Consider the following 13,412-nt stretch of genomic DNA (forward strand, 5'->3'; position numbering starts at 1 on the left):
CTGGCTAGAAAAGAAAATCAACCCACCACAGGTTGATTTTCATTATTGGGTTTGAGCTTAAGTAAACCTTACAGGTGCTTAACTCGACGCTTCACTTCTTCTTGCTTACCGAAGTTAAACGGACGTGCATCTGGGCTGCCTAGGTAGCCACAAACACGGCGTGTCACTGACACTTTGGTTGAATCGTGGTTGCCACAGCTTGGGCAAGTGAAGCCTTTACTTGTACAGTCAAACTCACCGTTGTAGCCACACTCGTAACACTCATCAATTGGCGTGTTTGTACCGTAGTAAGGTACGCGGGTGTAACTGTAGTCCCATACGTTTTCTAGTGCTTCAACGTTACGTTGCATGTTCGGGAACTCGCCGTAACAGATAAAGCCGCCGCTTGAGATTTCTGGGTAAGGCATCTCAAAGTCGATCTTGTCGTATGGGTTCACCTTCTTCTCAACATCTAGGTGGAAGCTGTTGGTGTAGTAACCTTTGTCTGTTACGCCTTCAATTACACCGAACTCTTTCGCGTCGATGCGGCAGAAACGGCTACATAGGTTTTCACTTGGCGTTGCGTATAGGCTGAAACCGTAACCAGTATCTTCTGCCCAACCGTTTACTGTGTCTTTCAGGTGCTTGATGATTGCTACTGCTTTTTCACGTAGAACAGCGTCATCATAAACGTGCGCTTCTGTACCGAATAGCGCGTTAATTGTCTCGTGTACACCGATGTAACCAAGAGAAATAGACGCACGACCGTTCTTGAAGATATCTGCGATTGAGTCGTCTGCTTTCAGGCGAACACCACACGCACCTTCCATGTAAAGGATCGGAGCAACACGTGCTTTCACGTTTTCTAGACGAGAGATACGTGTTTCTAGTGCTTTACGAGCAAGACGTAAGCGATCGTTTAGAAGCTCGTAGAATTTCTCTTCACTGCCGTTTGCACGGATAGCGATACGAGGAAGGTTCAAGCTCACTACGCCTAGGTTGTTACGACCTTCGTGAATCAGCTCGCCGTTTTCTTCGTAAGTACCAAGGAAGCTACGACAGCCCATAGGTGTTTTGAATGAACCCGTTACTTCCACTACTTTGTCGTAGTTAAGAATGTCTGGGTACATACGCTTAGACGCACACTCAAGCGCAAGTTGCTTGATGTCGTAGTTTGGATCTTCTGATTTGTGGTTCAAGCCATCTTTGATGCCGAATACCAGTTTAGGGAATACCGCTGTTTTACGGTTCTTACCTAGACCTGCAATACGGTTCTTCAGAATAGACTTCTGGATAAGGCGTGATGCCCAGCTTGTTCCAAGACCAAAACCGAACGTAACGAATGGTGTTTGACCGTTCGCTGTGTGTAGCGTGTTTACTTCGTATTCTAGAGATTGGAACGCGTCGTAACACTCTTTCTCTGTGCGCGCTTTTGCGAACTCTTCTGGCTCAGCAATGTTCCACTCTTTTGCGATCTCTAGATGTTTCTCGTAGCTTGTGATTACGTACGGTTCTAGAACTTCATCAATACGGTTGATGGTTGTGCCGCCGTAAATGTGGCTCGCTACTTGAGCAATGATCTGTGCCGTTACTGCTGTTGCAGTCGAGATTGATTTAGGAGTATCAATCTCAGCGTTACCCATTTTAAAGCCGTGCGTTAGCATGCCTTTAAGATCGATAAGCATACAGTTAAACATTGGGAAGAACGGAGCGTAATCCAAATCGTGGTAGTGAATGTCACCCACTTCGTGTGCTTGAACCACATCGCGAGGAAGGATGTGTGTCTTCGCGTAGTGTTTCGCAACGATACCAGCCAACAAGTCACGTTGAGTAGGAATCACTTTGCCGTCTTTGTTCGCGTTCTCGTTGATTAGGTCTAGGTTACTTTCTTCAATCAGACCTTCGATTTCGCGAGTTAGCGCGCTTTGCTTCTCACGAGCGATGTCGCGATCGTGGCGGTATTCAATGTAAGAACGTGCTAGGGCTTTGTAAGGACCTTGCATGAGTTCATTTTCGACTAAGTCTTGAATCTCATGGATGTGAACTTCATCGTGATCCTGAAGCTGTAACTCAACTGCCAGAGCGACATTTAGTGCATAAATGGCGACATCTTTGTCTTTGTTTTCCGCTGCAGCTTCTACTGCTGCTTGTATACGATCCCTGTTGAACGGAGCTCTTGAGCCGTCACGCTTGATTACGATTGGTTTCACTTTTTCTCCTTACCCCAGCATACTCACAGAGTTATCCACAAACACACTATATGGGGTTATTTTTTATTCTGCTGACACAATATATTGTGGCGTATTTAACGAGAAGCACCAATTGAAAACATTGATTTTGATCAATAAAAAATGGGTAGCGAACAAGAACAAATCGATCTTATTGGCGTTGATCTCACTTGCGAAGAAAACTGTGAAAATTGCAAAATTGGAGCGAAATCCACTTGCTTTTTTTCGAGGTCTTATAGGATAAAGGATGGAAAGGAATGCGCTAAATTATAGGAGTGCGATAGACCAAAATGCGATCACTTTTTGTTACGGTAATATTACTTTTTAGTTCTCTTTCATTTGCTCAAAATTCCGTCAAATTAACCAGCTGGAATATTGAATGGCTATCTATAGATGGTGGAAAAGTGTCTAGAACACCACAAGATTTTGAAAAACTGACCCACTATGTGGATAAAACACAAGTCGATATTCTCGCTTTTCAAGAAGTCGAAAGTGTCGCTGCAATCCAAAAAGCCGTTGGCAATGACTTCACTATTTATCTTTCCGATCGTTCAAACGCCTCCAACAGACACCTTCAGTTCAATGACACCAATCAATACACCGGTTTTGCGGTACGTAATGGTATGAGCGTGTTGGACAAACCAGACTTTTCTATCACACGAGGCAACAGCAAGCTCCGCTTCGCCAGCTACCTTGTCTTGAATCCAAACCAAGACAACGAGACTCACCTACTCTCTGTGCATCTAAAAGCGGGATGCAGTGGTGCGTATCGCAATAATCGCGATTGTAAGATCGTGAAACAACAAGGACAGGCACTAGCCAAATGGATAAAAGCGCGCGAGGACAACAAACAACAATATGTGGTGCTTGGCGACTTTAACCACAATTTGGGTTATCGAGGAGATTGGTTATGGGACGTGCTATCGGTCAGTACCAATGCAAAGCTAGTGACCAAAAATACCAAAGCGGAATGTAAAGTGCGTTCTAATCGTAATCCGAATAAAACCCACCAATTCCGCTCTGTGATCGATCACATCATAGTGAGTGGTGATTTAAAGGCGTCGTCAGGTGTTCAAACCGTTTTTAAAACACAAGATGTGCTCGACTACAAACTGAGTGACCATTGCCCGGTGTCTACGACGCTCTCCTTTTAACGTTTAAGTTCTGTTTTTAACGTTGAGATGCTCTGCGTTGAAGAACTCTTTAGCCACGAACCATTCTTTTAACGGTGAATGACCCAACCAACATTGCCGCTATAAAGAGCAGAACTTGTATGTTGCCAGTAAAAAGGCTGGCAACCGCAGGACCTGGACACACACCCAATAAGCCCCACCCAATACCAAACAGTGCTGCACCACCAACTAGCTTTTTGTCTATCGTTTTAGAAGTCGGACAGACAATCTCATCACCAAAAACAGATTCGCTTCTTGGCTTTATTAATAAAAGATAAGCAGGAACGAACACCGCAAGTGCTCCGCCCATAACGAAGGCTAAGCTTGGGTCCCACGCGCCGGTAATATCGAGGAAGCCGATCACTTTTGCCGGATCAGCCATACCGGAAATCACCATACCAATACCGAAGAGCGCACCAGAAAATGCAACGATAGAAATTTGCTCAATACTTTTCATTACCTGAGTTTTCATAACGACACTATTCCTTACGAGACTAGTAAGACGGTTAACATGGCGGTTGCCATAAAAGTACACGTTGCGACTACAGAACGGATAGAGAAACGCCCCATCCCACAAATGCCATGACCACTTGTGCAACCATTACCGATACGTGTACCGACCCCAACCAGTAAACCAGCAACGACAACCAAACCAAGAGAGCCGCTGTACTCAGTTGGTACATACCCGCCAAGAGCATAAACAGCAAACACACCGCCCAATGCCATCACAATTAAGAAGACAATTCGCCAAACTCGGTCCGCATTCTCAACGGCACCATTTAAGATCCCGCTGATTCCAGCGGTCTTGCCATTGAAAAGCATCAATACTACCGCTGATGCGCCAACCATGACGCCGCCCAAAAGCGACATCCAAGGAACTTCAAACATAACAACCACCCGTATAAAGTTTTGAATTACTGCTTACAGAAAACTTGGTTAAACGCCTCAATCAGCGGACCAACTCTTTCATCAGAAATCGAATAGAACACCTGCTGAGAAACCTTGCGAGCTTTGATGATGTCGTGTTTTCTCAATACGGTGAGGTGTTGTGAAAAGGCTGATTGGCTTAATGTTGAGCCTTCAAACAGTTCACCGACCCCTTTTTCGCCTTCAATAAGCTTGCACATCACGATTAAGCGCTCTGGATGAGCCATTATTTTAAGTAGCTCACTCGCTTCGGTCGCACTTTGTAGCATACTGTCGCCCATTCTTATGCCTCTTCATCAATACGTTAAGTTTTATTAGATATTACTAATTAATATTATTAAGTCAATGCTAATGTAGCCAAATTAACATTAGACATAACTAATTTATTTAAGTAAGGTGTAGGCGTTTTCGATCATTCAGTAGGAGAAATCCATGAGCAAAATCGTGATTATTGGTGGTGTTGCTGGCGGTGCATCTGCAGCAGCTCGCGCTCGTCGTCTTAGTGAAGACGCAGAAATCATTATGTTTGAACGCGGTCCATTTGTGTCATTTGCAAACTGTGGCTTGCCGTACCACATTGGTGGCGATATCCAAGAACGAAGCAAACTGCTTCTTCAAACGCCTGAAAGCTTTTTAGCGCGTTTCAATGTTGATGTTCGTGTGATGAACGAAGTGGTTTCAATTAACCGCCAAGATAAAACGGTTACGGTTAAGAACCTACTTGATGGTTCAGAATACCAAGAGAGCTACGACTTCCTTCTACTGAGCCCTGGTGCAGGTCCAGTTGTGCCGCCTATTCCGGGTATTGATAACCCATTGACGCACTCGCTGCGTAATATTCCAGATATGGATCGCATCATTAAGACGATCGAAACCAACAAAGTGGAACACGCTACGGTCGTTGGTGGTGGTTTCATCGGTTTGGAAATGATGGAAGCCTTCCACCAGCTTGGCGTAAAAACCACATTGGTTGAAATGGCGGATCAAGTGATGACGCCCGTTGACCGAGAAATGGCCGGTTTTGCTCATGCAGAAATCCGAGAGAAAGGCGTCGACCTGCGCTTAGGCGTTGCTCTATCTTCTGTTGAATTTGTGGCGAACCAATCTGTCGCTAACATAGAAGCGGGTGAAGATGACACACACCAACACCTTCAAGGAAAACTGACGCTGTCTCTAAACAATGGTGACCAGCTTGATACCGATATCCTGATCATGGCAATTGGTGTACGCCCTGAAACAAAACTCGCGCAAGAAGCCGGTCTTCAAATTGGTGCACTAGGCGGTATTTACACCAACGAATACATGCAGACCAGCGATCCTTCTATCTATGCCGTTGGTGATGCGGTTGAAGAGAAAGACTTTGTCACTGGCGAACAAACCCTTGTTCCGTTGGCAGGTCCGGCAAACCGTCAAGGTCGTATGGCTGCAGACAACATGCTTGGTCGCCAAGAAACTTACCAAGGTACGCAAGGCACGGCGATCTGCAAGATCTTTGATTTAGCCGTCGCTTCTACTGGTAAAAACGAGAAACAGCTAAAACGTGACAACATCACTTATGAAAAAGTGTATGTCCACACAGCCAGCCACGCGAGTTACTACCCTGGCGCAGAAACTGTGTCGTTCAAAATGTTGTTTGATCCAGCAACCGGCAAAATTTTAGGTGCACAAGCAGTAGGTAAAGACGGCGTTGACAAACGTATTGACGTAATGGCAGTTGCTCAGCGTGCTGGTATGACAGTAGAACAACTACAACACCTTGAACTCACTTACGCGCCACCGTATGGTTCAGCGAAAGATGTGATTAACCAAGCGGCTTTCGTTGCGAACAACATCATGAAAGGTGACGCAACAGCGATTCATTTTGATGAAATCGACAACCTCTCAGAGGACCAAGTTCTGCTCGATGTTCGTAATCCGGGAGAATTGGAATCTGTCGGCTTCATTGATGGCGCAATCAATATTCCTGTCGACCAACTTCGCCAACGCATGAATGAACTGCCGAAAGACAAAGAGATCGTGATTTACTGTCAGGTCGGCTTGCGCGGTAACGTCGCTTATCGTCAACTGGTCAATTCAGGATTTAAAGCACGTAACCTACTTGGTGGTTACCGTACCTATAAGTTCGCAAGAGCTTAATCTCTGAATTTTAAATATCTAAGGTTTAGGACTGAAAATAAAAAAGGGGCACGTAATGTGCCCCTTTCTACATTTCAGATTCGACCAAATGAATTATCTTGGTCGCTTTTTCGAAGTGATCGAGTTGATGAATTTGAATCCACCAAGTCGCCGCTTCCATCAATAACTCAGGATTGTCATTCTTATTAGCGAAAAAGGCATAAAAGGACACGCCAACATTGTCGCCTTTCTGCTCTATTTTCTTCTTACACACCTGAATGATTTTGTCTCTTAACGCGATGTTCATTGCCTTTCCCTTTCTCTTTGCGACAGCAAAATTAGCCCAAAAAATAGAATGACTGTATTTATATACAGTTATTCTTAGTAAGGCAAATAAACATAATCATCTAGATGAATATTCTCGCACGAAGACCTAATACCCAAGTGCTGCTTTTGTTCGAAAATGCTGGGTCTTTGATGTATTGAATATCCGGTGTGATTTGGATGTAGTCGTTCAACTGCATGTTGTAGTATAGCTCGGCAGTGAACTGTTCAGAGTCATCCACACCATAAGCGTGCTCTAGGTTATCGTTAACATGGCTCCAGTTAACCGCGAAGCCTAGGTTGTTGGTTGGTTTACCTAAACCAAAGTAACCAATCCCCACCGTTAGGGAACGATCATAAAGTGCCACATCGCCTTCCGAGAAGCCACCACGAACAAATGGCATTAATTGCTCTGTAGCAAAGTAGCTTGCTGAAAAGTTAATACCCTGCCCGCTGTCCTTATTCGTCAGGTTATGTTGCGTGTCGCCATCCAAATGCCAAGCGGTTAAATGAACATTATCGGTATAGATTTGATCTTGTGACGCCGTCCAACCCAGTTCGAACGTCGTAAACAGTTTATGATCGTTGAATAAGGTGTCGAAGCCATCAAATGGTTCATCTGAACGCCCTTTACCATCGACCACACCTGCAACCATATAGAAGTTATCAGTCAGCATGTGGCCGACAGCTAAGCCGAGAATCCCATCATCCGGTAGACCAATGGAACCACCACCAGTACTGAATGTAAGGTTACTGAATCCGGTCCACGGACTGGCTAAAGCGTATGTATCAACATAGTCAGTGGTATCTAAGAAACCCACCATGAACGAGGTTTTGCCACCATTGAGCTTTTGTTTCCAATATAGGTTAGTTAGGCGAGCACCTTGATCACTGTACGCTGGACCAATCATACCTGCATAACCTAACCCATTGCCGATGAAGCTAAACTCTTTTGGTGACAAATCACTATAAGCATGGCGGTGTTCGACTTTCCAAACCAATCCGCCCGTATTTCCAGACTCAAGACCAACCAGATTCCAGCTACCATAAAAACGAGCTACACCAGCACTTGCGGTATCTTCACCGCCACTTTGCGGGTCAGACGCCGTTAAGCCAAGCGCTTGGTAATCCAAACCAAACGTTAAGTTATGATCTTCCGCTAGTGACTCTCGCCAAGTGCGTTTTTCACGAGCATTTTCAGCAATGGTGTTGTCAACCGTATCAGGGCTACCAAAGTTCGCCGCGTTAATCGATGACGCCATTACAAGTGAAAGAGCGATAAAACTAAGCTTTGGAACAGTTACTTTCATGTCTGGTTTCTCATTAAATTGATTTCTAGAAAAAGAGTTTAATGATTCAGCGTTTTGAAAATTGCCATTAAGCGACAGCCCACTGCTTTTTGTATTTTCGGTGGTGTACTCTTATCGATAAGGTCGAATTGAAACCTCGTCCATCTGGTAGATGGTTTCTACGTTCGAAGCTCCGTCAGAATATGAAACATCCGCCTTAGTCTTTTTCACATGCAGATCCCCTTTCACCCAAATTGGCTCGTAAAGAGAAGTCAGTTTCAAACCTTTCGGATAATCGACCAAAACAATCTGGTTTGCAGGTGGCGGTGGTGTATGGATGCAAGCGCCCATAGTTGGAACAAGGAAAAATTTTGTGACAACGTCATTGTTAAATTCTACCGGCGTTACAAAGCCAGGAATTTCATAAGTATCTTCAGTAAGTGTTGTGTTTGGCATTGATGCCAACATACGACGATGCTGAGTAATCTCTTCGCGCTTTTTGAACAACCATTCAATGTCTAAGTCGTCAGCTTTTAAGCTGTCTTCTAATTCCTTCATGGTTTGTTTTTGTTGCTCATTAAGATTTTGAGCATCACGGTATCTTGCAAGAGAACCAAGTTCAAAAAGTTGTTGGTCTGTGAGTTTTACAAATGGGTCTTCAATCTGAGGAACATTCACCGGCAGCAATTGCTCCCAGCTTAATTGATCGGCGGATACATTTGATGAAGCCAGCAAAACTAAGCCAGCCAATAGGTACTTCTTCATACGTTCCCTTGAATAGTTCTTTGTCTTTTAGAGAAAAATTTGGGGACAATAGCGCCCCCAAATAGTCGAAAGAGTTTACTACAAGGTATTCTTGTGGATCTTGCCGTCTTTCATAATTACTTTGAATTTATCTTGGTAATCGTTAAGAATTGTGATGTCTTGCAGAGGATTCCCATCCACCAGCACTACATCAGCGTAAGCGCCCGGCTCTACAACGCCGAGTTTTCCGTATTTATATGGATTCATGCCACCCGACCAGCTTAGCACTTCTGCGGCATTCGATGTGCCCATCTTCATGATCTCATATGGTGTAAAACCGACTTTCTCCATCCAAACCATGTTGTCTGCTTGGCGCGTATTGTATGCAGGGCCAAACATATCGCCACCAGTAACAATCAACAGGTCATATTTACGCGCCCATTCAAACATTTGCTTCGCGCCTTCGTTTACTTTGGTCGCTTTGGCTTTTTGATCCGGGCTGAAGAAGGTGATCTTTTCAGGTTCAGCAAAGGCCTCAAGAGACATCACCGCTTGTGCAGAAAGTGCCACACCCTTTTCTTTCATTCGCTTAATGGTTTCTTCGGAAATTAAGAAGTTATGCTCAATCACTTTTACGCCAGCATCAATGGCACGGTTAACCGAACGATCATGATAAGCATGCGCCATAACGTAGGTACCGTAATCTTCTGCTACGCCAACAATCGCTTCCATCTCTTGTTTAGAGAATTGCGTCATGTGAATTGGATCGAACTCACTCGCAACACCACCGCCGGCCATTATTTTAATCTGCGTCGCGCCCGAACGTAGGTTCTGACGTGCAGCACGACGAGCTTCTGTTTCGCCATCGACGATATAGCCAAAGCCGTGGCGTTCAAGATCGTCAACGCGTCCTGGAACATCGTTAAAGCTACCAGTATCCGCGTGACCACCAGTTTGACTCAAGAAGCCCCCCGCTGGGAACAATCGCGGTCCCTCAAGCAAACCATTGTTGATGGCTTTTGCGATACCAAGAATATTACAGCCTGCATCACGAGCCGTCGTAAAGCCTTGGTCGAGATACTGCATCATGGAAACATGAGCACGAGCCCCCATCGCCATTTGATCATAACCATCTCTACCAACCAACATACCTTCTTGAATACACATGTGGGAATGCATGTCGATTAAGCCAGGAATCATGGTTAAGCCTTCGCCATTAATTGTCGTTGTTTGCTTATCAGCTTTAATTGGTTTCGGTGAGATTTCCTTAATCATGTTATCCACGACTAAGACATTTTGGTTTTGAAGTAGCTTTTCATCGGTGCCATTGAAAACATCAACGTTAGTAAACAGTGTCGATGCTGCATTCGCGTTTAAGGCAAATGCACAAGATAGCGCAACAAAAGAAAGGTTCTTCTTAGAAATTGTCATTATTACACCTACGTTTTTTGGATAGTTGGGGTCCATTTCCTATAACTTCCCTGTCAGAACAGCGGTGTTATGAGGGCATCTATTTCTGTGATCACCAAAAACGACTGATCAGGCAAAAAACATATGAAACAGACGGCTTACGTTAAAAACATAGAAGTCATCATGACGACTTTCAAGGCGGTTTAATTGCCTTTACACGACAACATGCGGATATTGTGAAAGAAATGCGAGTTTAGACAAAAACCTCCGATTATTCAGAGGCTTTATGTGTTACGTCTCATGTGACGGAGGGGCACAACAAAGACTGACGATACGCTTTAGGCGTGAGATTCATCATTCGCTTAAACGCGCGGGTGAAGTGAGCAGAGTCTGAATAGCCTGTTTTGAGTGCAATGTGCGTAATACTGAGGTCTCGGTCCGCTAACAGTTCCAGCGTTTGTTTAAGTACTAACCCTTCGATCACTTCTCGATAAGTTGTGTTCTCGCTCGCCAACCGCCTTTGTATGGTGCGAGCATTCATGTCAATCAACTCGCCAGCAAACTGGATAGAGATCTTTCCCATCGAGAGATAAGGCGTCAGCGCCCTTGCTAATGCATCACTAAACTTATCATTCTCACCACGAAAACTCGTGTTTGGCGCCGTTTGAGATGGCATGAAAGCAATCGGCTGGTTAATCCATTCGTTCGGTATCGAGATAGCAGTAACCGGTCTTCCAGTAAAGAACTGGGCACTTTTCATCCCAGGTAATAGATTGAATGGCTCGGCTTCTACGTCTTGAATCCCGACCTCCGCTAATCGCCACTGTGAACCCACAAGCTTTTTGAGTAGTTCATTCATAAACATGGCGGAGAACATTTCCGCGTAACGAAACCATTCTCTCTTTGCGTCCTGCTTTTCTCTGACGAGCCACCATTTACCGCCACGCGATACGACCGAAAGACTGACATTATCTGAGATCTGTTTTAGCAGTTGGGAGACTTCTTCTAATGCTGCTTTAAGTGAGTGCGTTTGGGTAATTTGATTGGCAAACCTAGGAACGTAGATATCGTGGCAAAGCGTCCAAGTAAGCAAAGCAAACTTCTCGGGCGATGCTCTTTCACCTAAGGTTTGAAATACCGACTTTAATGCACTTTCTGGCACAAACGCATTAGAGGATTGGCTGGATAAGATATCCTGTGGCATACGTGCGGTTTCAAGTAATGAATGAATATCACCATCAAGCTCATTGAGCATAGTGGCAAACAGCTTTACTTCTTCCGAGTGGACCAAAGGAATATCTGTATTGGGCATGCAAGCTATCATCTTAAAATACCAAGGATTATTTTAGTTTAAGCACAAACTTCCGGGCTGTCATTAGTCACAATCCAAGTGCAATTTGATAATGAGAGACGACTCACTCTGAACAGAAGAGCCAACGCACATTGGCATTCAACATAGACCATTGCCTGTTCAAGAACTTGCCAATTCACGCCACAGATACGTTCTATTCACTTTTAAAGCACTATTTAAAGCGCTATTTATACTTCTATGAATGTGATGATTTTCACGCTTTCTTAATCAGCAATCGTTTTCTAGGAATTTTTCCTAGTCGATCTAAGCCCTCCTCTCATGTAGTTAAAAAGAGGACTCTCTACAATCGCCAGCAGTTAAAAGAAAGCGAGCACGCAAGTGCATCACACTAATACAAGAGAGTTCACGATGTTAAAATTCCTTGAACAAGTCCGGAAGCCTACCCTAGACCTTCCAGTCGAAGCGCGTAGAAAAATGTGGTTCAAACCATTTATCCAATCTTACCTAGTGGTATTTATTGGCTATTTGACGATGTACCTGATCCGTAAAAACTTCAACGTCGCACAAAACGACATGATTTCTACTTACGGTTTGTCGATGACAGATCTAGGTTTGATTGGTCTCGGTTTCTCGATTACTTACGGTATCGGTAAGACCGTGGTTTCCTACTATGCCGATGGTAAAAACACCAAGCAGTTCCTTCCTTTCATGCTTATCCTTTCTGGTCTGGCAATGCTTGGTTTCAGTTTCAGCATGGGCGGTGGCAGCGCGAGCTTGTTCTTGATGGTAGCGTTCTACGCACTAAGTGGTTTCTTCCAAAGTACTGGTGGTCCTTCTAGTTACTCGACCATCACTAAGTGGACACCGCGTAACAAGCGTGGTTCTTACCTAGGTCTTTGGAACATGTCTCACAACGTTGGCGGCGCGGGTGCTGCAGGTGTGGCTCTGTTTGGTGCAAACTACTTGTTCGACGGTCACGTAATCGGCATGTTCGTATTCCCTTCTATCATCGCGATCATCGTTGGTTTCATCGGTATGCGCTATGGTAACGACTCTCCTGAAGCTTACGGTCTAGGTAAAGTTGAAGAGCTATTTGATGAAGCAGTCAGCGAAGAAGATGAAGCGGCTGAAGGCAATCAAATGACTAAGAAAGAGGTCTTTGTTGAGTACGTTCTGAAAAACAAAGTGATCTGGCTACTTTGCTTCGCAAACATCTTCCTTTACATCGTGCGTATCGGTATCGACCAATGGTCAACGGTTTACGCATACCAAGAACTTGGTCTATCAAAAGAAGCAGCAATCTCTGGCTTCACCCTATTCGAAGTGGGTGCGTTAGTCGGCACATTGATGTGGGGTTACTTATCTGACCTTGCGAATGGTCGCCGTGCGCTAGTGGCTTGTGTTTCTTTGGGTTTGATCATCGTATCACTTGAGTTCTACCAACACGCAACCAGTGAGTTCATGTACCTAGCGTCCCTATTTATTCTTGGCTTCCTTGTGTTTGGTCCTCAACTACTTATCGGTGTTGCTGCGGTTGGCTTTGTTCCTAAAAAAGCAATCAGTGTGGCAGATGGCGTAAAAGGCACATTCGCTTACCTAATTGGTGACAGCTTCGCGAAGTTGGGTCTAGGTATGATTGCAGACGGTACACCAATCTTTGGTCTAACGGGTTGGAAAGGCACGTTCGCTGCCCTAGATACCTCAGCAATGATTTGTATTGTTTTGCTTGCTTTCGTTGCTATCGCAGAAGAGAAAAAGATTCGTCAAAACAAGAAGAAGCTTGAACTCGCAGAAAACCAAGCTTAATCAAACAGCGCGCTTTGTTAGTCAAAGCGCGCTAGATCATTAAATAAACTTGGTCAATTTAGTATCATAGTAAGTTTTTATTGAGCTTAGATACCAATCAAAACAA

At 44.5% G+C, this 13,412-nt stretch carries 12 protein-coding genes; 3 read left to right on the forward strand and 9 right to left on the reverse strand.

The window, feature by feature from the left end:
* Positions 1–68 precede the first annotated feature (68 nt).
* Positions 69–2,189, reverse strand: a complete 2,121-nt coding sequence (gene nrdD / locus OH463_RS09990) for an anaerobic ribonucleoside-triphosphate reductase (protein WP_005427114.1) — start codon at positions 2,187–2,189, stop codon at positions 69–71.
* 308 nt (positions 2,190–2,497) lie between these two features.
* On the opposite strand from nrdD, the gene OH463_RS09995 reads away from it, so the two are divergent.
* A complete protein-coding gene (locus OH463_RS09995; protein ID WP_269991191.1) occupies positions 2,498–3,361 on the forward strand; it encodes an endonuclease/exonuclease/phosphatase family protein in 864 nt (287 codons plus the stop codon).
* 49 nt (positions 3,362–3,410) lie between these two features.
* Here OH463_RS09995 and OH463_RS10000 read toward each other — a convergent pair whose 3' ends face one another.
* The 3 genes from OH463_RS10000 to OH463_RS10010 are packed head-to-tail and all read right to left on the reverse strand — an operon-like array spanning position 3,411 to position 4,587.
* Entirely contained in the window at positions 3,411–3,851 is a 441-nt protein-coding gene (locus OH463_RS10000; protein ID WP_269991193.1) for a YeeE/YedE family protein, read from the reverse strand.
* A 14-nt stretch (positions 3,852–3,865) separates the two neighbouring features.
* Complete coding sequence (locus OH463_RS10005) at positions 3,866–4,267, reverse strand: YeeE/YedE family protein (RefSeq protein ID WP_050940227.1); 402 nt, start codon at positions 4,265–4,267, stop codon at positions 3,866–3,868.
* Positions 4,268–4,293: 26 nt separating this feature from the next.
* Positions 4,294–4,587: an ArsR/SmtB family transcription factor gene (locus OH463_RS10010; protein ID WP_009700376.1), complete on the reverse strand. Its 294-nt coding sequence runs from the start codon at positions 4,585–4,587 to the stop codon at positions 4,294–4,296.
* 151 nt (positions 4,588–4,738) lie between these two features.
* On the opposite strand from OH463_RS10010, the gene OH463_RS10015 reads away from it, so the two are divergent.
* Complete coding sequence (locus OH463_RS10015) at positions 4,739–6,442, forward strand: FAD-dependent oxidoreductase (RefSeq protein ID WP_269991195.1); 1,704 nt, start codon at positions 4,739–4,741, stop codon at positions 6,440–6,442.
* 67 nt (positions 6,443–6,509) lie between these two features.
* Here the strand turns inward: OH463_RS10015 and OH463_RS10020 are convergent, their stop codons facing one another.
* The 5 genes from OH463_RS10020 to OH463_RS10040 all read right to left on the reverse strand — a co-directional run bounded on the left by OH463_RS10020 (position 6,510) and on the right by OH463_RS10040 (position 11,500).
* Positions 6,510–6,728, reverse strand: a complete 219-nt coding sequence (locus OH463_RS10020; protein ID WP_029789318.1) for a DUF6500 family protein — start codon at positions 6,726–6,728, stop codon at positions 6,510–6,512.
* Between the two features lie 100 nt (positions 6,729–6,828).
* Positions 6,829–8,055 carry a carbohydrate porin gene (locus tag OH463_RS10025; protein ID WP_269991196.1) on the reverse strand — a complete coding sequence of 409 codons (1,227 nt, stop codon included), beginning with the start codon at positions 8,053–8,055 and terminating at the stop codon, positions 6,829–6,831.
* A gap of 111 nt (positions 8,056–8,166) precedes the next feature.
* Entirely contained in the window at positions 8,167–8,799 is a 633-nt protein-coding gene (locus tag OH463_RS10030; RefSeq protein WP_199479499.1) for a DUF3299 domain-containing protein, read from the reverse strand.
* A gap of 78 nt (positions 8,800–8,877) precedes the next feature.
* Complete coding sequence (locus OH463_RS10035; RefSeq protein WP_005427103.1) at positions 8,878–10,209, reverse strand: metal-dependent hydrolase family protein; 1,332 nt, start codon at positions 10,207–10,209, stop codon at positions 8,878–8,880.
* A gap of 277 nt (positions 10,210–10,486) precedes the next feature.
* On the reverse strand, positions 10,487–11,500 hold the full coding sequence (locus OH463_RS10040) for a helix-turn-helix transcriptional regulator (RefSeq protein WP_009696632.1): 1,014 nt from the start codon (positions 11,498–11,500) through the stop codon (positions 10,487–10,489).
* 408 nt (positions 11,501–11,908) lie between these two features.
* Between OH463_RS10040 and uhpT the strand changes: the two genes are divergently transcribed.
* Positions 11,909–13,306, forward strand: a complete 1,398-nt coding sequence (gene uhpT / locus OH463_RS10045) for a hexose-6-phosphate:phosphate antiporter (RefSeq protein WP_269991197.1) — start codon at positions 11,909–11,911, stop codon at positions 13,304–13,306.
* Positions 13,307–13,412: the final 106 nt, after the last annotated feature.

Origin of the sequence: Vibrio sp. NFR (assembly GCF_027587095.1) — a bacterium.
Classification (GTDB): domain Bacteria; phylum Pseudomonadota; class Gammaproteobacteria; order Enterobacterales; family Vibrionaceae; genus Vibrio; species Vibrio harveyi.